The following is a 26,180-nucleotide window of genomic DNA, read 5'->3' on the forward strand; positions in this document are numbered from 1 at the left end:
ACAACGCGAGGCACCCTGCACGGAGGACCAGGGTCAAATACCCCGTTCACGGCCTAGGAGCCGCCATGAGCAACGGAGATATCTTCGTCGGCGAGATCATCGGTACCGCGATCCTGATCCTGTTCGGTGCGGGCGTATGCGCGGCGGTCACGCTCAGATATTCGAAAGCGCGGGCGTCGGGGTGGATCACCGGCATGTGGGGCAAGGGCTGGGTCTACCTGCTGGGGCAGCCCGTCGGTGCCATGTTGGGCGCCGTCCTCACCTACCTCGTGTATCTCGCCCAGTTCCAGGCGAATGTCCGTACGAGGGGCACGACCGAGGGCACGGTGGATGAGCCGACGCCGACGCCGACGCTTTGCATCTTCTCCACCGTCCCGGAGATCCGGAATCCGTCTGCCAACCTGATCAAGGAGATCCTCGCGGCGATCGCCCTGGTCCTGCCCATTCTGGCGTTCGGGCTGACCGAGGGGCTCGGCGAATCCGGAACGACCGCGCTGATCGTCTCCCTGCTGGTCGTAGGCATCGGCCTCTCCCTCGGCGGGCCCACCGGCTATGCGATCAAACCGGCGCGCGATCTCGGCCCGCGCATAGTGCACACCTTCCTGCCGATCCCGAACACTTTCTGAACCGAGCCCAAGGGGTAGCCATGACGGACAACGCCGAGAAGTACGTGGCCGCGATCGACCAGGGCACCACGTCGAGCCGCTGCATCATCTTCGACCGGAACGGCGCGATCGTCGCCGTCGACCAGCGCGAGCACCGGCAGATCTTTCCCAAGCCCGGCTGGGTCGAGCACGACGCGACCGAGATCTGGTCCAAGGTGCAGGCGGTGGTCGCCGGGGCGGTCGCCAAGGCCGGACTGCGTGCCGACCAGCTCAGCGCGCTCGGCATCACCAACCAGCGCGAGACGACAGTGCTGTGGGACCGCTCGACGGGCAAGCCGGTGCACAACGCCATCGTGTGGCAGGACACCCGCACCGCCTCGCTGTGCAACGAACTGGGCGGTTCGGACGGCCAGGACCGGTTCCGCGAGCAGACGGGGCTGCCTCTGGCCAGCTATTTCTCCGGACCCAAGGCGGCCTGGCTGCTCGACAACGTGCCCGGCCTCAGGACCCGCGCCGAGCGGGGTGAGATCGCCTTCGGGACGATCGACTCCTGGCTGATCTGGAACCTCACCGGCGGCACCGACGGCGGTCGGCACGTCACCGACGTCACCAATGCCGGGCGCACCATGCTGATGAACCTGGAAACCCTCCAATGGGACCCCTCCATCCTCTCCGCGATGAATGTGCCCGAGTCCGTGCTGCCCGAGATCCGGTCCTCGGCCGAGGTGTACGGGACGGCCGTGGGCCAGCTCGCGGGCGTGCCCGTGGCGTCCGCGCTGGGCGACCAGCAGGCGGCCGTGTTCGGGCAGGCGTGCTACGACGTGGGGGCGGCGAAGAACACGTACGGCACGGGCAGTTTTCTGTTGCTCAACACCGGGAACCGCCCGGTGCCGTCCAAGAGCGGGCTGCTGACGACGATGGGCTACAAGATCGGCAGTGAGGCACCGGTGTACTGCCTGGAGGGGTCGATCGCTATAACGGGCGCGCTCGTGCAGTGGTTCCGCGATCAGCTCGGCATCATCCGTACCGCCGACGAGATCGAGACACTCGCGGCGAGCGTCGAGGACAACGGCGGCGCGTACATCGTGCCCGCGTTCTCGGGTCTGTTCGCGCCGTACTGGCGCTCCGACGCGCGCGGGGTCGTCGCCGGGCTGACCCGGTACGTCACGAAGGGGCACCTCGCGCGTGCGGTGCTGGAGGCGACGAGCTGGCAGACGCGTGAGGTCGTCGACGCCATGTACCAGGACTCGGGCGTGCACATCACCACCCTGAAGGTGGACGGCGGCATGACCAAGAACAACCTCCTGATGCAGCACCAGGCGGACGTCCTCGACGTACCCGTGATCCGGCCCAAGGTGTCCGAGACGACCTGCCTGGGCGCCGCCTACGCGGCAGGGCTCGCCACGGGCGTGTGGAACGACCTCGACGAACTCAAGGCGCACTGGGAGAAGGACGCGGAGTGGACGCCGACCATGGAGGCGTCGGTGCGGGACCGCGAGTACCACAACTGGCGCAAGGCGGTCGAGAAGAGCTTCGGCTGGGTTGAGGACGGCGTCGACTAGGCACACGCGCGCGTGCGGCGTCCTCGGAGTTCCTGGGCTGCGGCCCGTACCCCGGTCGGCGGGGGTACGGGCCGTGCGCGTACGTCAGGTCGTCAGGGCCTGGCGGCGGTCCGCCGCGTGTGCCATGGCGTGCTGGACGACACCGATGAGGACCTCCTTGACCGACTCCCGGTCACGCGCGTCGCACAGCAGCAGCGGTACGTCGTCGTCGAGGTCGAGGGCCTGGCGCACCTCTTCCGCCGGGTAACGGGCGGCGCCCTCGAAGCAGTTGACGCCCACAAGGAACGGTATGGAGCGCCGCTCGAAGTAGTCGACGGCGGCGAAGCAGTCCGCCAAGCGGCGGGTGTCGGCGAGTACGACGGCCCCCAGCGCGCCCTCGGAGAGCTCGTCCCACATGAACCAGAAACGCTCCTGACCGGGCGTGCCGAAGAGGTACAGCACGAGGTCCTCGCGCAGCGTGATGCGGCCGAAGTCCATGGCCACCGTGGTGGTGTGCTTGCCGTCCACGCCGCTGGTGTCGTCGACCGGGCGCCCGGCTTCGGTGAGCAGTTCCTCGGTGCGCAGCGGCCTGATCTCGCTGACCGCGCCGACGAGGGTCGTCTTGCCCACTCCGAAGCCGCCGGCCACCAGGATCTTGAGCGTGACGGGCTCGACCGGGGGCTTGCCGCGCTCAGAACGCCCGAAGATCATCGATCTCTTCTCCTGCTTGATGGGTGTCGGGGGGCGGTGGCCCGTAGCCTCCGCCGCCGGGGGTTTCGATGACGAGTACGTCGCCGGGTCCGACGTCCGTCGCGTCGCTGCCGCCAAGTTCGGTGATCGTGCCGTCCGCGCGCTCGACGCGGTTGGCGCCCAGGGCGCCGGGCTCACCGCCCGCCATGCCGTATGGGGGCACCCTGCGGTGCTGGGAGAGCGTGGAGACGGTCATCGGCTCGTGGAACCGGATGCGGCGGACCGCGCCGTCGCCGCCACGCCACCGCCCGGCGCCACCGCTGCCGCGCCGGACGGAGAACTCCTCCAGTTGGACGGGCAGGCGCCACTCCAGGACCTCGGGGTCGGTCAGCCGGGAGTTGGTCATATGGGTCTGGACGACGCTCGCCCCGGGGAAGCCGTCGCCCGCGCCGGAGCCCGAGGCGACGGTCTCGTAGTACTGGTGGCGTTCGTTGCCGAAGGTGACGTTGTTCATCGTTCCGGAGCCCTCCGCCTGCACGCCGAGCGCGGCGTAGAGGGCGCCGGTGATGGCCTGCGAGGTCTCGACGTTGCCGGCGACCACTGCGGCGGGCGGCTCGGGCGAGAGCATTGAGCCGGGCGGCACGATGATGTGGATCGGTCGCAGGCAGCCGTCGTTCAGGGGAATGTCGTCGGCTACCAGGGTGCGGAAGACGTAGAGGACGGCCGCGTTGACCACCGAGTACGGGGCGTTGAAGTTGCTGGCCAGCTGGGGTGACGTACCGGTGAAGTCGACTGTCGCGGAGCGGTGGTCGCGGTCCACGCGCACGCGTACGCGGATGACGGCGCCCGCGTCGGTCTCGTAGGCGTACTCGCCGTCGTCGAGGGCGTCGATGACCCGGCGTACGGCTTCTTCGGCGTTGTCCTGGACGTGTCGCATGTAGGCCTGGACGACGTCGAGGCCGAAGTCCTCGATCATGCGGGTGACTTCGTCGACGCCCTTCTGGTTCGCGGCGATCTGGGCCCGCAGGTCGGCCAGGTTGGTCCTCGGGTTGCGCGAGGGGTGGGGCGCCTCGGTGAGCAGGCGGTGGGTCTCCTCCTCGCGCAAGCGGCCGTTCTCGGCGAGCAGCCAGTTGTCGAAGAGGACGCCTTCCTCCTCGATGGTGCGGCTGTTGGCGGGCATGGAGCCCGGGGCGATGCCGCCGATTTCCGCGTGGTGACCTCGGGAGGCGACGTAGAAAAGGATCCGGTCACGCTCCGTGTCTGTGGTGCTGCCGGTGTCGAAGACCGGGGTGATCACGGTGACGTCGGGGAGGTGGGTGCCGCCGTGGTACGGGTCGTTGACGGCGTACGTGTCCCCCGGCCGCATGCCGGTGCCGCGGCGCCGGATGACCTCTTTGACGCTGGTGCCCATCGAGCCCAGGTGGACGGGGATGTGGGGGGCGTTGGCCACCAGGTTTCCGTCCGGGTCGAACAGGGCGCAGGAGAAGTCCAGGCGTTCTTTGATGTTGACGGACTGCGCCGTGGATTCGAGTCGGGCGCCCATCTGTTCGGCGATGGACATGAACAGGTTGTTGAAGACCTCGAGAAGAACCGGATCGTATTTCGTGTCGAGATCGGAACTCTGTGTAATCGCCGCGCGTTCCATGACCAGATGCCCGTCGTCGGTCGCCGCGGCCCGCCAGCCGTCGTCGACGACGGTCGTCGCGCCGGACTCGGTGATGATCGCGGGTCCGGTGACGGTGTCGCCCGGGGGCAGGTCCTCGCGGCGGTGGAGGGGTACGTCGCGCCAGGTGCCGCCGGTGTGGAGGCGGACGGTGTGCGGGGCGGTGGGGCGGTCCGAGCGGGTGGCCTCGTAGGGGGCGAGAGCGGAGAGATCGGGGGGTTCGGTGATGCCGGTGGCTTCCACGGAGAGGGCTTCGACGACGATCGGGCGGTCGAGCGTGAAGGAGTACGTGGCGCGATGACGTTCTTCGAAGGCGTGCTTCATGGTGTCGGGCTCGGTGAGCTCGACGGTGAGGGTGGTGTCGGTGCCGTCGTAGCGGAGCTGGGCGCGGCGGGTGACCTCGATGCGGTTCTCGGGGATGTCCTCGGCGAGGAGTTCGGCACGGGCCGCCGCCTCCAGGTCGTCCGCCGTCTTGGTGACGGCGGGCATGGAGGCGGCTTCCAGGGGAGCTTCGACGGACTGCTCCCGCATGGCGGTGGTGTCGGCGAGGCCGATGCCGAGCGCGGAGAGGACGCCGGCCATGGGGGGTACGAGGACGGTTCGGATGCCGAGCAGGTCGGCCACCATGCACGCGTGCTGCCCGCCGGCGCCGCCGAAGGTGGTGAGGGCGTAGCGGGTGACGTCGTGGCCCTTCTGAACGGAGATCCGCTTGACGGCGTTGGCGATGTTGGCGACGGCGATCTGGAGGTAGCCCTCGGCGACCTGTTCGGGGGTGCGGTCGTCGCCGGTCCGCTCGCGGATCTCGCGCGCGAGGGCGGTGAAGCGGTCGCGGACGAGGGGCGCGTCGAGGGGCTGGTCGCCGTCGGGGCCGAACACATGGGGGAAGTGGTTGGATTGGATGCGGCCGAGCATGACGTTGGCGTCGGTGACGGCGAGGGGGCCGCCCGCGCGGTAGCAGGCGGGGCCCGGGTCCGCGCCCGCCGAGTCCGGCCCTACGCGGTAGCGGGAGCCGTCGAAGTGCAGGATCGAGCCGCCGCCGGCGGCGACGGTGTGGATGTCCAGCATGGGCGCGCGCAGCCGGACACCGGCGATCTGGGTGGTGAAGACGCGTTCGTACTCGCCGGCGAAGTGGGAGACGTCGGTGGAGGTGCCGCCCATGTCGAAGCCGATGACGCGGTCGAAGCCGGCGAGCTGCGACATCCGGGCCATGCCGACGATGCCGCCCGCGGGCCCGGACAGGATGGCGTCCTTGCCGCGGAACTGACCGGCTTCGGCGAGCCCCCCGTTGGACTGCATGAACATCAGCCGCACGCCTTCGAGCTCGTCGGCGACGCGCTGCACGTAGCGGCGCAGCACCGGCGACAGGTAGGCGTCGACGACGGCGGTGTCGCCGCGAGGGACGAGTTTCATCAGTGGGCTGACCTCGCTGGACAGCGAGATCTGCGGGAAGCCGACGCGGGCGGCCAGCTCCCCGATGGCCTGTTCGTGGGCGGGGTGGAGGTGGCTGTGCATGCAGACCACCGCGACGGCGCGGATTCCGTCGTCGAAGGCCTGGCGGAGCGGTTCGGCGAGGGCGTCCAGGTCAGGTGGGGTCAGGACGGTGCCGTCGGGGGCGATGCGCTCGTCGATCTCGACGACCCGCTCGTAGAGCAGCTCGGGCAGTTCGATGCGGCGGGCGAAGATCCGGGGGCGGTTCTGGTAGGCGATGCGCAGGGCGTCGCGGAAGCCTCGGGTGATGACGAGCAGGGTGCGTTCACCCGTGCGCTCCAGGAGGGCGTTGGTGGCGACTGTGGTCCCCATACGCACCGCTTCGATGGGCTCCCGGGAGCCGGACAGGAGTTCGCGCACGCCCGCGACGGCCGCGTCGGGGGCGGGAGTCCCACCGCTCGCGCGAAGCCGAGAGTGGGAGAGTGCCGGGTTGTCGGACAGCACCTTGTGGATCAGCAGCCGTCCGTCCGGGCGCCGCGCGACGATGTCGGTGAAGGTGCCGCCCCGGTCGACCCAGAACTGCCAGCCTGTCACGTCTCCACCTCGCTTCCGCGCTGCTCAAAGCGCCCGGAGGCCGTTGATCACGTCGCGCAGAATACTCTCGTCCGGCAGCTCGGCCGGGGGTACGGGCCGTGTCACATGGACCAGGTCCGCGTCCGTGAGGTCCCCGACGAGGACCCGTACCACTCCGATGGGCAGGTCGAGTTCGGCTGCGAGTTCGGCGACCGACTGCGGGGCGTCACGGCACAGCTCGACGATGTCCACGTGTTCCGGGGACAGGGTCGGGTCCGCTTCCGGGTCGTCCACATGGGGTTCCGTGACGACCACCGCGATCAGATCGAGGCGGTGCTGGGCCGCGTGGCTGGTGCGGCCCCGCGTCATGGCGTAGGGGCGGACGACCGGTCCTGCTTCGTCGTCGAACCAGTGGCTTCTTGCCTGACCGTCTGCGCTCATGCCATCCCACTACCCGCCCGAGGGCAGATCGGTGCGCGGAGCGGTGCCCAGATGCACGCCGACCCGCTTCACAAGGAGCGTCATCTCGTAGGCGACCTGACCGACGTCGGAGTCGGCGTCCGACAGGACGGCGAGGCAGCTGCCGTCGCCGGCGGCCGTGACGAACAGGAAGGCGTCGTCCAATTCGACGACCGTCTGCCGGACGCTTCCCGCCTCGAAGTGCCGGCCCACCCCCTTGGCGAGGCTGTGGAACCCCGAGGCGACGGCCGCCAGGTGCTCGCCGTCCTCCCGGGTGAGGTCCTTGGAGACCCCCGTCGCCAGACCGTCGCCGGAGAGTACGACGGCCTTGCGGATGCTCGCGACGCGGTCCACGAGGTCGTCGAGGAGCCAGTTGAGCTCGCCGGACTTGCCGTGCGCGGTCTGGCCGGTCGCCTTCGGTGCGGTCATCGACCGTCCCCCTTAGTTGTTCCTTGTGGTGCTGTGCCGCGGTGGGCGTCGTCGCCCGCGGCGTTCTCCTGGCGGCCGCGCTGCCAGCCGCGCTGGAGCGAGGCCATTCGGCTGCGTACCTCGTCGGCGTCCCGTTCCACGGGCTCCGTTCGGTCCTCGGTACGGCGGACGGGGTCCTGTCTCAGCTGCGGCGCCAGGTTGGCCTGGCGGACGCGGCGTGGCAGGGGGCCGGTGCCGGACGCCTCGGAGCCGGGGCCGGGGTCGTCGGGGCGCGGGCGCGCTGCGGTGTCGTCCGGACCTAGGTCATGGATCCGGGGCTCGGCGCGATCGTCGAGGGGGCGACGCGGAGGCTTGGGGCCGTCGCCGAGGTGGGGAAGGGGAGGCTCGGTGCTGTCGCCGAGGTGCGCGAGCGGAGGCTTGGGGCCAGGCTCGGCGCCGTCGCCGAGGTGCGCAAGCGGAGGCTCGGCGCCGTCGCTGGGGCTGCGCCCGGCAGACGGGGCGGGCGCGCCGGTGTCGTGGGCCAGGGGGCCGGGCCGCCCTCCGGAGTCCTTTGCCTCGGAGACGTCGGCCTTTGCCTCAGCGACGTCGCCCAGGGTCGTGCCCGGGTGTTCCGAAAGCCCGCCGGAGTCGCGGTTCGTAGGCTCGTTCGCGTCGTTGAGGGGGCCGGTTGGGCCGGTGGTTCGGCCGAGGGCGGAGCTGCCGCGGCGGCGGGTCGGGAGAGGTGGCGTGCGGTCCTGGTCCTGGTCCGGGCGACGCGGGGCGGGGCCGGTCGCGTTCTCCTCGTCGGTGTCCGAGCGCCGGGACCGCTGGTCGGTGACCGGGCGGCCGTGCGAGCTGACGAGTTTGGGTGTGCGGTGGTGGGGCAACGGCACCGGGGGGTTGACATGATCGTCCGTTTCGGACCGGCCAGGTCCGCCACGGGCGTCGGCGCGGGTCGTGTCCTCGTCCGCGCGGGTGAGGGTGCGGCGCGGGCGGAACAGCCCGCCGCGTTCGCTCTCCTCGCCGTCCAAGGCGCCCGGGAAGTCGTCGATGGCGTCGAGGTCGACGGGGCCCTCCAGTTCGACCGGCCCGTCCAGCAACCGGGCGGGCAGGCCGGGCAGTTGTACCGGCACCTGGGAGAGCGCGGTCCTGCGGCTCTCCTCGAGCTCGGCCTCCTTGGACGGGCGCGGGCGGTCGAGGCGGAAGCCGATGCCGTTGGTGTCGGGCACGTCGTCCGTCAGCAGCGAGTCGGGGATGAAGACGACGGCGGTGGTGCCGCCGTACGGGGAGGGCTGCAGCGAGACGCGGACGTTCTGCCGCTGGGCGAGCCGGCTCACCACGAAGAGTCCGAGCCGGTCGGTGTCGGAGAGCTCGAATTCCGGTGTCTCGGCGAGCCGGAGGTTGGCGTCCAGGAGGGCCTCGGCCGCCATGCCGAGGCCGCGGTCGTGGATCTCCAGGGTGAAGCCGTTGGCCACCCGCTCCCCGAGGACCTGGACGGCCGTGTGCGGCGGGGAGAAAACGGTGGCGTTCTCCAGGAGTTCGGCCACGAGATGGGTGAGGTCCGCGACCGCCGGGCCGGTGACGGCGATGCGGGGCAGGCGCCGGACCTCGATGCGCTCGTAGTCCTCCACCTCGGCGACGGCGGCCCGGACGACGTCCATGAGCTGGATGGGCTTGCGCCACTGCCGGGAGGGCGCGGCGCCGGAGAGGATCACCAGGCCCTCGGCGTGCCGGCGCATACGAGTGGTGAGGTGGTCGAGGCGGAAGAGGTCGGCGAGTTCCTCGGTGTCCTCGGTCCTGCGCTCCATGGTGTCGAGCAGTGTGAGCTGCTTGTGGAGGAGGACCTGGCTGCGGCGAGCGAGGTTGACGAAGACCTCGGACACGCCGGAGCGGAGTTCGGCCTGCTTGACAGCGGCTTCGACGGCGGCACGCTGCAGGGTGTTGAGGGCCTGGCCGACCTCGCCGATCTCATTCTTGTCGTACTCCAGACGCGGGACCTCGGTCTCCACGTCGACCTGCTCTCCCGCGGAGAGGCGGCGCATCACGCTGGGCAGCCGGACGCCGGAGGCCTCGTGGGCCTCCAGGCGGAGTTGGCGCAGGTCGCGGACGAGGCCACGGCCGATGCGGATGGACACGATGAGCGAGAGCAGGACGGCGATCAGACCGAGGACACCGGCCACGACGGCCTGGACGATGATGCCGGTGGCGATCGGGCGGAGGCGGTCCTGGTAGCGGTCCGCCGCCTCGTCGTCGAGGGTGCCGAGTTCGTCGAGCACGTTGCCGGCCGTGGTGTCCCACGTCTGCGCGGAGACTCCGCCGGCGTCACCCGACGTGGCGGACACGGCGGACTCCTCGGCGACGCGCAGCGGGGCGGTGGCGGCGTTCTTCCAGAAGCGCTCGTACCGCTCACTTTCCGAACTGGGCAGCAGCGGCAGGTTGGTGTCGTACAGGACGTTCCGCTGCGCCACGAGGTCGGAGATGTCACGGATCTCGGCGCGGGAGAGCTTGCCGACGACCAGGGCGGAGCCGAGGAGGGCGTCCTCGCGGGAGAGGAGTTCGCGGGCGCGGATCAGGTTGACGAGGGCGCGGTACTGGGTGTCCATCTCCACGTTGTCGACGACATGGAGGTCACCGAGGAGGACGAGGCACGGGTCGACCAGGCGGTTGTAGAGGTCGAGCGCCTGGGAGCGGTTGACGGTGCCGTCCTCCACGCTGTTACGCAGGGATTCGATGCCGTCGAACGCGTCGAGGACTGCGGTCAGCCGTTCACCCGAGGTCTCGCCGAGGGCCTCGCGCACCTCCGGACTGCCGGCGTTCCTACGGACCTTGGCGATGGCCTCGTCGGTGGCGGCGCGGCTGCGTCTGAGCGCGGCGAGTCCGTCGGAGGCACGGGGGTCGGCGAGGTGGACCAGGGTCTGGCGGCGTTCCTGCTGAAGGACCCGGACGGTGTCCTCGGTCGGGTAGCCGATCTTCTCGACGACGGACGACGCGCTGAACAACTGGGCTGCCTCGCGTCCTGTGAGTGCCGTGGCGAAGGCCCAGATCGCGCTCAGGGACAGCAACGGCACGAGAAGCAGCGCCACGATCTTCCGGCGGATGGACTTCCCGCGAAAGCGCATGGCCTCCCCCAGCTCGACCCCCCACCGGCAGGGGGTACACATGTGCGTCAACAAACGGCGCGAGCCTACTACCGACGCACCCGTAACTCGAAGGGAGTTCCGGAAGGTGGGCTTCCGTATGCCGGGCGGTCATGGGGAGTTGTCCGGGCATTGCGGGAGATTGCCGCCTCGAATCCGGCGGCGCCCGTGAAGCCGGATCCGGTCCGCAAGTCTGGGTGTTTGGCCGGAATTTTACGCCGGTTGGGAATCTTCGAGGCGTCCCGTTCGTCCTTCTCTACAGGAAATGGGGGCGGAATCGGCCACAGGAGCCGCATCCTGCACCCGGGCGGCGTAAAACAGCGCAAGCCGGGCAGCCACTGGGGAGTCGGGTCTTCGGACTGGGGCGGATCGGTCTGCTGGCGGTGGGGAGTGACACGGTGATGGGCACGGCGGAGCGGCATGAGGCGCCCGGCACGGGTGCGGTCGCACACATGACGGCGCGGCGGGGCGTCGAGGCGCCGGATCGCGACATTCGGGCGGTCGGACTGACGGTGGTGGAGGGGGACCTGGAGACGCAGGAGAGCGAAGGGGCGGCTGAAGCAGGCGACGGAGGGGTGGCTGAAGCAGGCGGCGGAGGGGCGGCTGAAGCAGGCGACGGAGGGGTGGCTGCATACGAGGGCGCCGCGCGGTCCGTTGAGCCGGAGCCGTCCCAAGAGCGGTCGTATTACCGGCCGTTGTGGATCGAGGAGCCCGCGAAGCGGCGGCGGTTGCCGGATCCGGTGCGAACTTCGGCGGTGCGGGCAGTGCTCATCATCGCCGTGACGTTGATACAGGCGATGGTGGCGTTCCTGTGCACCCTGGCCGGGTCCTGGCTCGCGTTCCCCATGGTGCTCAGCAGTATCGCCAGCACCGTGGTGGCCACATGGAGTGTGCTCGACGTGTGGGTGACACGTCAGGTGTGGAACCAGCGCAACGGCGTGGTGTCGGTACCGAGCAGCACAGCGCGGGCGCTGCGCCGCGAACGGCGCCGGGCCCGACGGCAGGCACGGGTCGCCGAGCGTGCACTGGAGCGGATACGCGGGCGGGGCGGGGCTGAGCAGTTGTCGCATTCCTGAGCCGGTTGGGCTGGGCCGGTCGTGCTGGGTCAGCCATGCTGGGTCGGCCCGCACAGGCGGTACGGGGCATGCGCTCAACAGCTCTGCGATGAAGCCCCCACGCTCCCCGCCCCGCATATGAGTTGGCGTCGTACGCGCATGAACGGACGTGGACGGTCCACCGCGAGTACGGCGGTCGTACGCCCCTCCCGCTCGTACAGCGCGAGGAAGCCGCCCCCGTCCGGTGCGGTGGCGTCCCCCTCGGCGACGCGCACCGCTGCGCCACGCCCGCGCCAAGGTGCTCGGCGGCTGCTCCTCGCACAACTCCTGTATCGCCTTCTGGGCCCCCGCGGAGGACCTCGACGACTGGGCCGCCCAGGGCTGTACGGGGTGGAGTGCGGCCGACCTGTTCCCGCTGTACCGGCGGCTGGAGAACAACGACGCCCCCGGCGACCACCACGGCCGTTCCGGCCCGGTGAAGCTGCGCACGCTCAAGGGCGACGATCCGTGCGGCACGGCCCTGCTGAAGGCGTGCGCCCAGGCGGGCATCCCCACGGTGCCCTTCAACACCGGGCGGACGGTGATCCGGGGTGCCAACTGGTTCCAGATCAACGCCGACGAGAACAACGTCCGCCAGTCGTCCTCCGTGGCCTACCTGCACCCGGTGCTGGGCAAGCGGCCCAACCTGGAGGTACGGACCGGCGTGCGCGCCAAGCGGCTGGTGCTGGACGGGCGGCGGTGTGCGGGCGCCGAGTACCTGGACCCCGACCTCGTCCACACGCGGACGGTACGGGCCCGGCGCGAGGTGATCGTGTCGTGCGGGGCGATCGACTCGCCGAAGCTGCTGATGCTGTCCGGCATCGGGCTCGCCGCGCATCTGCGCGAGGTCGGCGTCGAGGTCGTGGTGGACGCCCCCGGCGTGGGCGAGAACCTCCAGGACCACCCCGAGGGCGTCATCATGCGGGAGGCGCGGCAGCCGATGCCCACCACGTCCAGCCAGTGGTGGGAGGCGGGCATCTTCTACGACACCGAACCGGGCCTGGACCGGCCGGACCTGATGTTCCACTACGGGTCGGTGCCGTTCGACATGAACACGGCGCGGTGGGGATATCCGACGTCGGAGAACGCCTTCTGCCTCACGCCGAACGTCACGCGCGCGAAGTCGCGGGCACGGTGCGGCTGCGGACGCGGGACTACCGGGACAAGCCGAGGGTGGATCCGCGGTACTTCACGCACGAGCACGATGTGCGGGTGATGACGTACGGGCTGCGGCTGGCGCCGGAGGGTCGTTGAACAACCTGCGCTGAGTGGTTGGTCGGGGGCGGAGCTGGCGCCGGGTCCGGACGTGCGGACCGGCGACGAACTGCTCGACTACATCCACAAGACCCACAACAACGTCTACCACCCGTACTGCACGGTGCGGATGGGCGCCGACGACGACCCCTCGGCCCCGCTCGACGCGCGCCTGCGGGTCAAGGGGGTCGAGGGGCTGCGGGTGGCGGACGGGTCGGTGATGCCGGATCTCGTGACCGTCAATCCGTGCGTCACGACGATGATGATCGGCGAGAAGTGCGCGGATTGATCAAGGCGGACTACTAAGCAGGCCTCTTGAACATCCGGGTCGCCGTGATCTCGCTGTGCACCGCCTCACCGGCCTGGGGCTGCTGCGGCAACCCCGGCCTCAAGTGTTCCTCCACGCTGATGTACTTCAGGCCCGCCCGCAGGTCGGCGTCGTTGCGCAGGCGGATCACCAGGGGGAACTCGGCCAGGGCGGTCGTGTCGAACAGGCCCGTGGTGTAGAGGAGTTGCACGCCCAGCGCGTCCGACACCGCCCGCTGGAGTTCCAGCAGGTACGTCGCGTTGGCGCGGCCGATGGGGTTGTCGAGGAAGAGGGTGCCGGCGTGCCGGTGCTTGGCGCGGCCCCGGTCGTTGGAGCGGAGTGCGGCCATCGTGCAGTACAGGGCGATGGCCGCGGTGAGCAGCTGGCCGCCGGAGAACACGTCGCCCATCTGCCCGACGGGGACGCGCTCGGCACGCAGTACGGCGTCCGGCTTGAGGATCTCGACGGCCACGCCCTTGGGCTGAAGGGCGGCGGCCACGCCCCGCAGCAGCAAGGACATGCCGTCGCGGCGCAGGTCGGAGTTCTTCTTGACGGCGGCCCGGGTCGCCTCGTCGATGACCTCGCCGAGCCGTTCGGTGAGGGTGGCCTGGTCGGGTTCCTCGAAGCGGATCCGCAGGAACTCCTGCCCGGACCACTCACCAAGGCCCTCCGGAAGACGGGAGAGCCGCTGGGCGGACCGGAGCGTGGCCAGGGCCGACTCGACGAGCCCTCGGAGCCGGTCCACGATCGAGTCCCGGTTGCGCTCCAGCTGCTCCAACTCGTCGGTGAGGACCCGCAGCCGGGGCGCGAAGGCGTCGGCCCACTTCTGCGCGTGCTCGGGCAGCGCCGACGCGGGCAGCTCGCGGATCTGCTGGCGGGCGGGGGTGCGTACCTGCTCGTAGCGGGTGGAGTTGGCGTGCCGTACGAGGATGTCGCTCGCCTCGCGCACGGCGGCCTCGGCGGCGGACAGGTCGGCGGCGCAGCCGCGCAGCGACCGGCGGGCCTCGGCGGCGGACTGTCGGGCGTCCTCCAGGCTGCCCGGGTACGGCTCCGGCGCCTCCTGCTCCTCCTCCCCGGCGTGCTCGCGCAGCAGGTCGCGCAGCAGCGCGGCGATCTCGTCGAAGCCGCTTGCGGCGTCCTCCGCGGCGCGGTGCGCGTCGAGCAGTTCGGCGTGTGCCTCACGGGCCTGGGTCAACGCCTCGGTGCGGGAGGCGAGTTCTGCGGTCGCCGTGCGCAGCAGGGCCTGTGCGTGCTCGGCGTCGCGCGGCTGGAGCTCCTCGGTCAGCTCGGTGTGCGCCTCGCCCTCCTCGGGCGCGTGCCGTTCGGCCTCGCCGCGCAGCCGGCCGAGCTGCTCGCTCGCGCTGGACATCCGGGTCTCCAGCAGCTGCACCAGCTCCTCCGCGCGCGCGGCGGCGGCCTGCCGGGACGGCCCGTCGGACCCGTCCGGGGACTGCAACAGCTGCTCCGCGCGCGTGCGGACCTTGTTGCTCAGCCGGTCCAGTTCCGCGCGGGCCGCGCTCTCGTCGCTCTCCGCCCGCGCCTGCTCGGCCCGCAGATCGGCACCGACGCCGACCTTCTCGTACACCTGGGAGGCCGCCCGGTACGCCTCCCGCAAGGCGGGCAGGGACGCCTTGGGCGCGTTCGTGTCGTCTTCGGGTACGTCGTCGGGGGCACCGGCGATCTCGGAGCGCTCGGCGCGCAGCGCACGCGCGGTGCGGCGGGCGTCGTCGGCGGCGCGCTGGGCGGCGCGCCGGTCCTCGTCGGCGGCGCGGGCCCGCTCCAGGCAGGTCTGGGCGCGGGCCTCTGACTCGGTGGCCTCGTCGGCGAGTTCACGCAGCTTGACCTGCCAGCCGGCCCGTTCGCGCAGCCGGAAGGCGAGCCCGGCGAGGGCGTCGGCGGAGCGGCGGGCCTTCTGCGCGGCCTCCTGCCGCTGCTCACGCACCTGCGCGGCCTCGGCGGCGGCCTCCTCGGCCTCGGCTCGCACGGTCCGCGCCTCGGCCAGCTCGGCCTCGGCCTCCTCGGCGAACGCGCGCGCGTCCCGCGCGGCCTGCGCCAGCTCCACCAGCCACCCGGCCGGACAGCCGGTACGCCACGAGGCGAGTCGCGCGGCCAGCTCGCGGTCCTTGCCGAGCCGGGCCGCGAGCGTGCGGATCTCCTCGTCCCGCTCGGTCGCCCGCGCGCGCAGCGCCTGCCGTTCCTCGTCGGCGGCGTGCTCGTCGTGCATGGCGGGATTCGGCGGTACGAGGAAGACGTCCCCGTCGCTTCCGGCGTCCGGGGCCGGCGTGGGCGCGAGCAGGGCAGCGGCCGTACCGACGGCCACGGCGGACCGGGGCAGCAGCGCGGCGTCGCCGAGCGCCTCCCGCGCGCGCGCGTGCGAGGCCGGGTCGGTGATGATGACGCCGTCCACCAGCTCGGGCCGGGCGGCCAGCACGCGCGCGTGGTCTGCGGGGTCGACGGCCTGCGCGAGGTAGCGCCAGCCGGGCAGGGCCGGGATGCCGTGCTCACCGAGGAACTCCACGGTCGCCAGCACATCCGGGCCGGGCGGCAACAGGCCACCGTCACCGAGCGCGCCCAGGATGCGGGCGTCGTCGGCAGCGGCGGTGCGCAGCTCGAACAGCTGCCGCTCGGCCGAGGAGACGGCGTCGTCGAGCAGCTCACGCAACTCGTCGGCGAAACGGTCGAGTTCGTCGGGGGTTAGGGGGCCGTCGGTGTGGGGCCGGACTGCCCCGGCGGGGCGTCGCGTGGCACGCGCGCGGGCGTCGGATGCGGCGTCGGCGGGGGTTGCGTGGTCCGCGGCGCCCGGTTGCCCGGCCCGGCCGTCGGCGGCAGCCGTGACGTTCTCCGTGCCGTGCCGCCCGGCCGTCCGGCCGTCCGCGGACGCCGCGAAGTCCTCCACACCGTGCTGCCCAGCCCGGCCGTCGGCGGAGGTCGCATGGTCCGCGGCACCCTGCCGACCGGACCGACCGTCCGCGGGGGCCACGAAGTCCTCCACACCGTGCCGCCCGGCACGGCCGTCCGCGGCGGCCGTGACGTTCCCTGTGCCCCGCCGCCCGGCCGTGCCATCGCTCGCCGCGTCGGCGCCCGCGCGGGGCGCCGGTACACCGGCGGACGCCCTGCCGCCGGAGCCGGGCAGGCTGAGCAGCTCCGCCAGCCGTTCCTCCGCCGCGAGCGACTCGGCCGTCCGCCGCTCGGCGTCGTACGCCCGTTCCGCCGCGGTCGCCGCGTCCGCCGCGCGGGCCGCCGTCAGCTCGGCCCGGGACTCGGTGGACGCCGCCTCGCGCGCGTGCTCGCTCGCCCGGCGGGATGCCTCACGGGCCGTGTCCCAGGCGGCCACGGCCGACTTCTCCGCGTCGCTGGCGGCGAGGGCGGCTCGGGCGGGGTCGGCGTCGGGGGCGCTGTCGTCGAGCCAGCCCGCGCGCACCGCCTCGGCGGTCTCCTGTTCGACCTCGGTGAGGCGCTGCCGCAGGTGCCCGGCCTCGCTGCGGGCCCGCTGTGCGTCGGTGGCGGCGGTGGTGGAGTCCCGGTACGCGGAGTCGCTGACCTCCTGGAGTGCGGCGGACCGCGCCTCCTCCTCGTTGGCGAGCGACTCGGCGCTCTCCGCGGCCGCGTGCAGGGCTCGTACGAGATCCACGGCGGCCTTGGTCCGCGCGGCGAGCGCGGGAGCAGCGTCCCGTTCGGCCTCCTGGATCGCGGCGGTCACGCGCGTGACCCGGTCGGCGGCGGCGCGGTGGCGCAGTACCGCCTCGGCGGCCTGCCAGGCCGAGTGCAGGGTGCGTGCGTCGGCCAGCTCACGCTTCTGCGCGGCCGCGGACTTCTCGGCCGCCGCGAGCGCCAACGAGGCGTGGCGGTAGGCGAGTTCGGCGGTGATCAGGGCGCTGCGCTCACGCGCGGACTCGGCGTGGGTCACGGCGTAGGCGGCCGCGGTGACCCGCTGGGCGAGGTCGGCGGCCCGCACCCGCTCCTGGGCGCCGCGGGCGGACAGCCGCCGGGCCAGCGTCCGCGTGCGCCGTTCGGCCCCGGCGTGGATGTCACGCGCGCGTGCCCGTGCCTCGGCGGCCTCGACGATCCTCCCGAGCAGGTCGACCGACCCGGCGGTGAAGTCGCGTTCGGCGATCAGTTCGGCGCGTCGCCCCAGCTTGTTCCCGAAGCCGCTGACGAGGTCGGCGAGCCCGTCGGTGTCCCGGGTGTCGGTGACCGCGCGCAGCAGCAGATCGGTGAAGTCGGAGTCCTTCTTCACCGCGAAGAGCCCGGCCGCCTCACCCTCGTCGGCGTTCATCTCGCGCTGGTAGCGGAACAGTTCGGGGTCGAGGCCGAGGTCGCCGAGGTGTTCGGTCCAGCGCTCGTGGATCTCCTCCCAGTGCACTTCGAGGTGCGGATACGCCTTGCCCGCCTCGGTGAGCGCGTCCCGGAAGCCCTTCATGGTGCGCCGCCGCCCCTGCGCGCCCGACTGGCCCTCCACGGGCGGCCGTACGGCGGTGGACTCGGCGACGGGCAGGTTGTCCAGGGTCAGCCCGGGGCCAGGCCGGAAGGAGTACCAGGCTTCGGCGAACTTCCGCGGGTCGTTGGAGACCTGACGCCCGCGCCACTCACTCACCTTGCCGACGACGACGCACTCGCCGGTCAGCACGTGCTGCCATTCCAGTGCGACATGTCCGCAGTCGTCCGCGAGCAGGAACTTCCGCAGCACACCGGAGCTGGCGCCGCCGAGCGTGTTCCGGTGTCCCGGCAGCATCACCGAGAAGATCAGCTTGAGCAGCACGGACTTGCCGCCGCCGTTCTCCAGGAAGAGCACCCCGGCGGGCGCGGGCCGGCGCGGCGGGCCGACCGGCTCCTCCTCGAAGAACTCCGCCTGCGTCGGCGCGGGATCGGGCACGGGCTCGCCCACACTGCGCAGGTCAAGCACGGTGTCGGCGTAGCGCGCACCGGCGGGCCCGATGGAGTAGAGGCGGACCCGGGACAGCTCGTACATGGCGGACTCTCGTAAGTCTTCGGCAGATCAGGGACGTTCAGGCGCGGGGTGCGACTTCAGGCGGAGTGGAACGGCAGTCCGGCATCGGCCACCAGCTCCAGGTCGTCGCCGCCCTCCGGGGGCAGCAGCGTCGGCGTGCCGTCAGTCACCGGGACGACCCCCAGCTCCAGCAGTTCGGCCATGGCCGCGCTCCCGGCCATGTCCCGCACCTGGAGCTGATAGCGGGCGGTCGTCCGATAGGTGCCGCCGTTGTCGTCCCCCGTCCGCTGCAGGAACCCGGAGTCGGTGAGGAAGGCCACGGCCTTGCCGACGATCCCGGTCGTGGACCCGGCGAGCCGGCGCGCGTCCTTGGTGGCACCGGTCGCGCTGCGTCTGACCCAGATCCGCCAGGCGGCCTCCAGCCCGGGCGCATCGGTCGCGGGGTCGGTGTTCTCCCCCTGCTCCGCCGCCCGCTCCTCCAGCCGCCGGCAGGCCTGCCGGACGAAGGCGTCGACGCCGTTGACCGTCACGCGGCCGATGTACCCGTCGTCGGCGAGGTCCTCGGGGCGCGGGAACGCCATGGCGGCGACGGCGAGATGCGCGAGCCCGTGCAGGAACCGGTCGCCGGAGTCGGCGGCCGTGCGCCGCGCGTAGTCGCCCATCCGCACGGCGAACACGGAGTCCTCGGCGGCGGTCACGGCCATGCCCGCGCGCGGGGACACCTCCAGCACGATCAGGCCCAGCCCTGCGGCCACGGCGTCCGCGAGCCGCGCGAACGCCGGGTCCTCCCGGTGGCGCCGCAGCAGATCGGCGTACTCCTGATCGCGCGCGGGCAGCAGCTTCGGCTGCAATCCGAACGCGACGAGCCGAGCCGCGTCGGCGGCGTCGGCCGGGGTGACGGCGGCGCTCCCCGACGTCCCGGCGCCCTCCGGCTCAACGTGCTCGCTCACGACTGCAACTCCTCAGACATCATCACGCGGCCTCCGTCCGGTCCGCTGTCATCCCCGCCGCGTCCAGCAGGGCCGTGCCGACGATCAGGTCGGCCCCGCCGAACTCGGGATCGTCCAGCTCCGTCCCGTCGTCCACGGAGAACAACAGCTTCTCCTCCCCCTGCCGATAGGCCGTCCCCACCGGCGGACTGGCCGCGTGGACCGCCATCAACGCCACCAGATACGGCAGGTCGGCGTCGATCCGGCGGGCCTCGGCCAGCAGCCCCGACAATCGGCGCGGCGCGTCCGCCGGCAGGTCCAGCAGCGCGTTCGCCGCGGCCAACTGCTCCTCGCTGAACCGGCTGTCGTCCGGCGTGGCGATCAGATCCGGCTCCGGCATCTCCGCCCCGAGGTGCTCCCGCTCCACCGGCGGCGTCAGCAGTATGTCGACCAGGTCCCCGACCCGGACGGACACCGGCGTGCGCAGTCCGGTCCCCCGGGCGAAGAACGCGTCCGTGACGCGGATCGCCTGCTGAAGCGGCAACGGCAGCACCGGCGCGACCAGGTGGCCGTACAGATCTATCCCCGCCGTGGACATCGGCGTCGCGAAGGCCTGCCGGTCCTGCTCGGCGCGGAACAGCGGCCCGGCCTCCAGCAGTCGCGACTGCAACTGTGTGTGCCGCCGGATGCAGTCCTTGACGATGTCGACCAGCTCGGCGGCCCGCCGCTTGTGCTCGGGGTCCTCCGACTCGTCCCGGGCCTTGCGGATGTTGGTGAGGATGGCGTTCTCGTGCCGGTACCGGTCGGCGACGTGGTCGAGCGCCTCGGCGATCATGTCGGGGACGGTGCTGAGCCAGTCCACCGCGCGGACGTTGCGCCGGGTCGCCTCCAGGGCGCGGCGGAGCACTTCCGAGTACTGCACGGTGCGGTAGCGCGCCTGCTCGGCCGCCAGCTGGGCGTCCGCGAGCCGGCCGCGGTTGATCAGCACCTCCAGCTTGACCTCGGCCGCGATCTGAGCGCTGGTGACATCGGTGTCGAGCGCGCCGACGAGCACGTTCACCGCCTCGTCGGTCGTGCGGAGGTAGACGCTGCCGCCGGGTCCCGGCACCTCCTCGATCAGCTTGAAGTCGTAGTCCCGCCGGACATATGTCCCATCCGGCGCGAATGTGCCGTAAACCGCGCGGAATCCGCGGTCCACGCTGCCGACGTTGATGAGGTTCTCCAGCACCCAGCGCGCCACGCGCTCGTGCTCGGCGACCGGCCGCTGCGGGGCCTGCGCGGCGATGCGCGGGACGAGCCGGGTCACCACCTGGTCGTGGTCGGCGCCGGTGTCGAAGTCCATGTTCAGCGTGACGAGGTCGATCGCCGCGAGGGCGACCTCCGCCATGCCGTAGACCGAGTACTCACCCGCGAGGTTGGCCTTGCGCGCGTCGAGGTCGTGCAGCGGCGCGGTGCAGGCGAGCGCACGCAGCCGCCGCGCCAGTCCCTCGTCGGCGGCCGGCCCCAGGGCGGGGCGCGGCCCCGCGCTGAACTGGGGCGGAACACTGTCCGTCGATGCAGGCGAAGTCACGGTGCACAGATTAGGTCCTCGGTCTGACAACGACCCAAACGACGCAGATGCCACCCAGCGTCAGGCCGGTCACACCGAGGCCCGAGGGCGTTCTACGCGTCGTCGCCGACCCGCCGCCGGTAGACCTCCACGACCCGCTTGAGCGAGTCGTCGAGGTACACCTCCAGCAGCCGCTCCGCCTCGGCCCTGTCCCCCGCCTGAAGGGCCTGGAGGATCTGGCGGTTGCGCGTGAGGTACGGCTCGTGCAGCCGCCGCGGGTCGTCCACGACGTGGAAGGCGAGCCGCAGTTCGGCGAAGACGCTGCGCATCAGCTCGTCGGTGCGTTCGCTACCGGCGAGGGCGACCAGCTCGCGGTGGAAGTGGATGTTGGCCGTGCCGAGGCCTTTCCAGTCGTGCTCGACCGCCGCCCGCTGCCCCGCCGTGACGGCCGACGCCAGCGCGTCGAGCGCGTACGGCGGCTCGCCGAGCCCCCGGACGACGGCGCACTCGACCAGGCGCCGGGTGCGGTAGATGTCCTCGACGTCCTCCACGGCCAGGACCCGGACGAAGACACCCCGGTTCAGCTCGTGCACCAGCAGACGTTCATGGGTGAGTAGCCGGAACGCCTCGCGCAGGGTGTTGCGGGAGACGCCGAGCGCCCCGCCGATGCTGTCCTCCGACAGCCGCGTGCCGGGCGGGAAGTACCCCTCGGCGATCCGGCTCCTGAGGATGTCCGAGACCCGCTCGGCGGTGCTGGTGCGCCCCAGCAGGGCCCGATCGTCGGCCAGTCCCGTCAGCTGCTCTGCCATGCCCGGAATTCAATCGCAGATACAAGAACGAAACAACATGAGTATTGAGGGATCGTTCAACGATCCTCTACCTTGCTACGAACGGCGCCGCCCCTCCCTCACCGCGGCGCCGCCAAGCTTCCGCACGGCACGGCTCAGTCCACAGCGCCCTCCGTCCTCCCACTGTGAGGTGCACATGAGCACGACCCCTCCACCGCAGGCCCTGACCACGGACACCGGTCCAGGAAAGGGTGAACAGGCCGACGACGACGGCGCGTTCGGCTGGCTGCGCGCCCTCGGCCCGCGCGGCCGCCGCGCCTTCGCGGGCGCCTTCGGCGGCTATGCGCTGGACTCGTACGACTACTTCACGCTCCCGCTGAGCATGGTCGCGCTGGCCGCCTACTTCGGCCTGGACAGCGGCCAGACCGGCCTGTTCACCACCGTCACGCTCGTCGTGTCCGCGATCGGCGGTGCCCTCGCGGGCGTACTCGCGGACCGGATCGGCCGGGTCAAGGCGCTGATGATCACGGTCATCACGTACGCCGTGTTCACCGTGGCCTGCGGCTTCGCGCCCAACTACGAGACGCTGCTGGTCTTCCGGGCTCTGCAGGGCCTGGGCTTCGGCGGCGAGTGGGCGGTCGGCGCGATCCTGGTCGCCGAGTACGCGAGCGCCAAGCACCGGGGCCGTACCCTCGGCGTGATCCAGAGTTCGTGGGCCGTCGGCTGGGCGCTCGCCGCGATCGTGTACACGCTGGTCTTCTCGTTCCTCGACGAGGATCTGGCCTGGCGTGTGATGTTCTGGACCGGCGCGCTGCCCGCGCTGCTGGTCATCTGGATGCGGCGCCGCGTGCACGACGCTCCCGAGGCGGTCGCCGCACGCGAGAAGAGCCCGCAAAAGGGGTCATTCGCGGCTATTTTCCGGCCGGGCACGTCCGACACGCCGGGCCTGCTGCGCACCACGTTCTTCGCCGTGCTGCTCTCGACCGGCGTCCAGGGCGGCTACTACACGCTGGCGACCTGGGTGCCGACGTACCTGAAGACGGAGCGTGACCTGTCCGTCGTCGGCACCGGCGGCTATCTGACGTTCCTGATCTCCGGCGCCTTCATCGGTTACCTGACGGGCGGTTACCTCACCGACCGGCTGGGCCGGCGGCGCAACATCTGGCTGTTCGCCCTGCTGTCGGCGGTCTGCATCCTGGCGTACGCGAACATCCCCAGCGGCGCCAACACCCTTGTGCTGGTGCTGGGTTTCCCGCTCGGCTTCTGCATGTCGGCCATCTTCAGCGGCTTCGGCTCGTTCCTGAGCGAGCTGTACCCGACCGCCGTGCGCGGCACGGGGCAGGGCTTCACGTACAACACCGGTCGTGCCGTCGGCGCGGTCTTCCCCACCACCGTCGGCTTTCTGGCGGACAGTTGGGGTGTGGGCGGCGCGCTGGTCTTCGGCGCGATCGGCTACGGTCTCGCGGCGCTGGCGCTGCTGGGGCTGCCCGAGACGCGTGGGAAGGAGCTGGTGTGAACCGCATCGACGACCGCCCCCTGACCCTCGTCGACCAGCACGCGCACGCGTGGACCCCGGAAACGGCCCGGGCCCGCTTCCGCGCGGGACTGACCGGCCCCACCGCCGGGGTCGCGGCGGGCCACACCCAGGTCAACCTGATCGCGGTGCCCGCCGACTGGGCCTACGAGATGCTGCTGTTCTGCCAGCGCAACCCCAAGCCCTGCCCGGTGCTGGACGTCACGGACGCCGGTTCGTGGACGACGGTGCTCGCCGCCGGGGCGGATCTGCGCACCGATCTGCCGCGCTACCGGGTGTGGCGGGACGGCGAGTTGGTGGACGAGCCGACGGATGTGCTCGGGCACTGGCGGGACGATCTGGTGTCGTTCCTGATCGGCTGCAGCTTCACCTTCGAGTGGGCGCTGGCCGGGGCGGGCGTACCGCTGCGCCATATCGAGCAGGGACGGAACGTGCCGATGTATGTCACGAGCCGTCAGTGCCGCCCGGCGGGGCGGCTGCACGGGCCGATGGTGGTGTCCATGCGCCCGGTGCCGCCCGAGCATCTGGCGGCGGCGATCCGGGAGAGCAGTCTGCTCCCGGCGGTGCACGGCAGCCCCGTGCACTGCGGTGATCCGTCGGCGCTCGGCATCGACGACCTCGCCCGGCCCGACTTCGGTGATCCGGTGGCCGCCGAGCCGGACGACATCCCGGTGTTCTGGGCCTGCGGGGTGACCCCGCAGGCGGCGGTGATGGCCTCCCGCCCGCCGTTCGCCATCACGCACGCACCGGGCCAGATGTTCCTCACCGACGCCCGCGACGAGCAGTACCGCGTGGCCTGAGCAGCGAAGGGGACCCATGACCGCGATCGATCTGAACGCCGACCTCGGCGAGGGCTTCGGCCGCTGGCGGCTGACCGACGACGAGCAGTTGCTGTCCGTCGTCACCAGCGCCAACGTGGCCTGCGGCTTCCACGCCGGGGACGCGGCCACCATGCGGCGGGTGTGCGAGCTGGCCGCCGCGCGCGGGGTGACGATCGGCGCGCAGGTCTCCTACCGCGACCTCGCCGGGTTCGGGCGGCGAGCGATGGACGTGCCGTCCGCGGAGCTGGCGGCCGAGGTGGCCTACCAGATCGGCGCCCTGGAGGTCTTCGCCCGCGCGGCAGGCTCCCGGGTGGCGTACGTCAAGCCGCACGGCGCGCTCTACAACCGCGTGGTGCACGACGAGGAGCAGGCCGGTGCGGTCGTCGACGGCGTGCTCCTCGCCGACGGCTCGCTGCCCGTGCTGGGGCTGCCGGGTTCGCGGCTGCTGGAGTTGGCCGCCAAGGCGGGGCTCCCGGCCGTGCCGGAGGCGTTCGCGGACCGCGCGTACACCGACGAGGGCACCCTCGTGCCGCGCGGCCGCGAGGGCGCCGTCGTGACCGACCCCGAGGCGGTGGTGGAACGGTCGGTGAGCCTGGCCCGCTCCGGAACGGTCGCCTCCCACTCCGGGGCCCGTATCGACGTACGCGCGCGTTCCCTGTGTCTGCACGGGGACACGCCCGGCGCGGTGGAACTGGCCCGGCGGGTCCGGCGGCGGCTCGAAGAGGCCGGTGTCCGGGTGGAGGCCTTCGCATGAGGGTGCTGCCGGTCGGCGACAGCGCCCTGCTCGTCGAGGTGTCCTCCGGCGACGAGGCGCAGGCGCTGCACGCGGAGTTGCTGCGCCGCCGCGCCGAGGGGTCGATCGCGGTCCGCGAGATCGTGCCCGCGGCCCGTACCGTCCTCCTCGACGGCCTGACCGACCCGGTCCGTCTGGCTTCCGAACTGACCTCCGCCGACGTGCCGACCGCTCCCCCGCGCGCGGGGGAGGTCGTCGAGCTCCCGGTGCGCTACGACGGCCCGGACCTGGCGGACGTCGCCGCCCTGTGGGGCGTGACCGAGCGGGAGGTGGCACGCATCCACGCGGGCACCGAGTTCCGGGTCGCCTTCTGTGGGTTCGCCCCCGGCTTCGGCTACCTCACCGGCCTGCCGCCGCACTACGACGTCCCGCGCCGCGCCACTCCGCGCACCTCGGTCCCGGCCGGTTCGGTGGCGCTGGCCGGGCCGTACACGGGCGTGTACCCGCACGTGTCGCCCGGCGGCTGGCAGCTGATCGGCAGCACGGACACGGTGCTGTGGGACCACGCGCGAGTACCGGCCGCTCTGCTGTCACCGGGCACGCGCGTGCGGTTCGTCCCGGTGGGCACCTACGGACCGGGGCCGGTGGACGCCAATGACAGGGGCCCGGTGGACGCCGATCGCCCAGACAAGGCAGGGACCGACGGCCGAGGCCCGATGGACGCCGATCGACCGGACACGGCAGGCACCGACCGCCGGGGCCCGGTGGGCGCCGACGGCCGAAGCCCGGTAGGCGCCGACGGCCGAGGCCCGGTGGGGCGCACGTGACCGACCGTGCGCTCGCCGTCGTCCGTGCCGGGGCGCTGACCACCGTGCAGGACCAGGGGCGTCCCGGGCACGCGCACCTCGGTGTGCCGCGCTCCGGCGCGCTCGACGCGCCCGCGGCGGCGCTCGCCAACCGGCTGGTCGGCAATCCGGCCGAGGCGGCCGTCCTGGAGACGACCCTCAACGGGTGCGCGGTGCGGCCCCGTTCCACGGTCACAGTGGCGGTCGCGGGCGCGCCCTGCCGGGTCACGGTCGACGGCCGCCCGGTCGCCTGGGGCGCGCCGGTGCGGGTGCCCGCGGGAGCGGTCCTGGACGTCGGCGCTGCGGTTCGCGGGGTACGAAGCTATGTGGCCGTCTCCGGCGGCGTCGCCGTCGAGCCGGTGCTCGGCAGCCGCTCCACCGACCTGCTGTCGGGCCTCGGCCCGCCGCAGCTCACGGACGGCGCGGTGCTTCCCTTGGGGCGTGTCGTCGGCCCCCACGCGCGCGTGCACGTCGCCCCACAGCCCGCGCCGCCGGCCGAACTGGTCCTGCGGGTGACGCTCGGGCCCCGCGACGACTGGTTCACGCGGGAGGCCGTGCGGACGTTCATCTCCCGCACCTACCGCGTGTCCGCCGCAAGCAACCGCATCGGGCTGCGCACGGAGGGACCCACCCTGGAGCGGGCCCGCTCGGGCGAACTCCCCAGTGAGGGTGTGGTCCTGGGCGCGGTCCAGGTCCCGCCCGACGGTCGGCCGGTCGTCTTCCTCGCCGACCACCCGACCACGGGCGGCTACCCGGTCCTCGCGGTCGTCCGCGCGGCGGACCTCCCGGCGGCCGCACAGGCGGTACCGGGGACACCGGTCCGCTTCGTGGCGGTACGCCGTCGTTGACACCCGTGGTGGAATCCCCAATCCCC

General features: G+C 72.1%; 15 protein-coding genes and 3 pseudogenes. 9 read left to right on the forward strand and 9 right to left on the reverse strand.

The annotated features are described in order from the left end of the window. Positions 1-65: 65 nt before the first annotated feature. Both SSP24_RS32605 and glpK read left to right on the forward strand, forming a co-directional pair. Positions 66-617, forward strand: a pseudogene (locus tag SSP24_RS32605) (MIP/aquaporin family protein); the annotation flags it as partial. 29 nt (positions 618-646) lie between these two features. Further along, positions 647-2,167 carry a glycerol kinase GlpK gene (gene glpK, locus SSP24_RS32610; RefSeq protein ID WP_141313576.1) on the forward strand — a complete coding sequence of 507 codons (1,521 nt, stop codon included), beginning with the start codon at positions 647-649 and terminating at the stop codon, positions 2,165-2,167. Positions 2,168-2,251: 84 nt separating this feature from the next. Here glpK and SSP24_RS32615 read toward each other — a convergent pair whose 3' ends face one another. Genes SSP24_RS32615 through SSP24_RS32635 form a run of 5 tightly spaced genes read right to left on the reverse strand, consistent with a single transcriptional unit; the run spans position 2,252 to position 10,486 of the window. Further along, entirely contained in the window at positions 2,252-2,857 is a 606-nt protein-coding gene (locus SSP24_RS32615; protein WP_141313577.1) for a GTP-binding protein, read from the reverse strand. Further along, on the reverse strand, positions 2,838-6,521 hold the full coding sequence (locus tag SSP24_RS32620; protein WP_141313578.1) for a hydantoinase B/oxoprolinase family protein: 3,684 nt from the start codon (positions 6,519-6,521) through the stop codon (positions 2,838-2,840). Before SSP24_RS32620 ends, SSP24_RS32615 begins: the two co-directional genes overlap by 20 nt. 24 nt (positions 6,522-6,545) lie before the next feature. Next, on the reverse strand, positions 6,546-6,941 hold the full coding sequence (locus SSP24_RS32625; RefSeq protein ID WP_141313579.1) for a DUF742 domain-containing protein: 396 nt from the start codon (positions 6,939-6,941) through the stop codon (positions 6,546-6,548). Positions 6,942-6,950: 9 nt separating this feature from the next. Next, entirely contained in the window at positions 6,951-7,388 is a 438-nt protein-coding gene (locus tag SSP24_RS32630; protein ID WP_141313580.1) for a roadblock/LC7 domain-containing protein, read from the reverse strand. Next, the gene (locus tag SSP24_RS32635; protein ID WP_141313581.1) at positions 7,385-10,486 is read right to left on the reverse strand and encodes a sensor histidine kinase; all 3,102 of its coding nucleotides are present in this window, start codon (positions 10,484-10,486) and stop codon (positions 7,385-7,387) included. The genes SSP24_RS32630 and SSP24_RS32635 overlap by 4 nt, the downstream gene beginning before the upstream one ends. A gap of 419 nt (positions 10,487-10,905) precedes the next feature. Between SSP24_RS32635 and SSP24_RS32640 the strand changes: the two genes are divergently transcribed. Continuing rightward, entirely contained in the window at positions 10,906-11,580 is a 675-nt protein-coding gene (locus SSP24_RS32640) for a hypothetical protein (protein ID WP_141313582.1), read from the forward strand. 256 nt (positions 11,581-11,836) lie between these two features. Beyond that, positions 11,837-13,141 (forward strand): annotated as a pseudogene (locus SSP24_RS32650) (GMC family oxidoreductase); the annotation flags it as partial. 13 nt (positions 13,142-13,154) lie between these two features. Here the strand turns inward: SSP24_RS32650 and SSP24_RS32655 are convergent. The 4 genes from SSP24_RS32655 to SSP24_RS32670 all read right to left on the reverse strand — a co-directional run bounded on the left by SSP24_RS32655 (position 13,155) and on the right by SSP24_RS32670 (position 21,394). Continuing rightward, on the reverse strand, positions 13,155-18,128 hold the full coding sequence (locus SSP24_RS32655; RefSeq protein WP_141313584.1) for a hypothetical protein: 4,974 nt from the start codon (positions 18,126-18,128) through the stop codon (positions 13,155-13,157). Positions 18,129-18,184: 56 nt separating this feature from the next. Next, positions 18,185-19,057 (reverse strand): hypothetical protein, encoded by an 873-nt coding sequence (locus SSP24_RS32660; protein WP_141313585.1) that lies wholly within the window; start codon positions 19,055-19,057, stop codon positions 18,185-18,187. 22 nt (positions 19,058-19,079) lie between these two features. Further along, on the reverse strand, positions 19,080-20,606 hold the full coding sequence (locus SSP24_RS32665) for a hypothetical protein (protein WP_141313586.1): 1,527 nt from the start codon (positions 20,604-20,606) through the stop codon (positions 19,080-19,082). Between the two features lie 92 nt (positions 20,607-20,698). After that, entirely contained in the window at positions 20,699-21,394 is a 696-nt protein-coding gene (locus tag SSP24_RS32670) for a GntR family transcriptional regulator (protein ID WP_141313587.1), read from the reverse strand. Positions 21,395-21,569: 175 nt separating this feature from the next. Here SSP24_RS32670 and SSP24_RS32675 point away from each other — a divergent pair, with 175 nt between their 5' ends. From SSP24_RS32675 to SSP24_RS32695, 5 genes and pseudogenes are all read left to right on the forward strand, one after another. After that, positions 21,570-22,889, forward strand: coding sequence for an MFS transporter (locus SSP24_RS32675; RefSeq protein ID WP_141313588.1), 1,320 nt, complete (start codon positions 21,570-21,572; stop codon positions 22,887-22,889). After that, positions 22,886-23,707, forward strand: a complete 822-nt coding sequence (locus SSP24_RS32680) for a putative hydro-lyase (protein WP_141313589.1) — start codon at positions 22,886-22,888, stop codon at positions 23,705-23,707. The genes SSP24_RS32675 and SSP24_RS32680 overlap by 4 nt, the downstream gene beginning before the upstream one ends. Before the next feature lie 16 nt (positions 23,708-23,723). Continuing rightward, on the forward strand, positions 23,724-24,482 hold the full coding sequence (locus SSP24_RS32685) for a LamB/YcsF family protein (RefSeq protein WP_141313590.1): 759 nt from the start codon (positions 23,724-23,726) through the stop codon (positions 24,480-24,482). Continuing rightward, a pseudogene (locus tag SSP24_RS32690) lies at positions 24,479-25,084 on the forward strand (5-oxoprolinase subunit B family protein); the annotation flags it as partial. The gene SSP24_RS32685 and the pseudogene SSP24_RS32690, both read left to right, overlap by 4 nt. A gap of 200 nt (positions 25,085-25,284) precedes the next feature. Further along, complete coding sequence (locus tag SSP24_RS32695) at positions 25,285-26,154, forward strand: 5-oxoprolinase subunit C family protein (RefSeq protein WP_141313592.1); 870 nt, start codon at positions 25,285-25,287, stop codon at positions 26,152-26,154. Positions 26,155-26,180 lie beyond the last annotated feature (26 nt).

Source organism: Streptomyces spinoverrucosus, from assembly GCF_006539505.1.
In the GTDB taxonomy this organism is placed as follows: Bacteria; Actinomycetota; Actinomycetes; order Streptomycetales; family Streptomycetaceae; genus Streptomyces; species Streptomyces spinoverrucosus.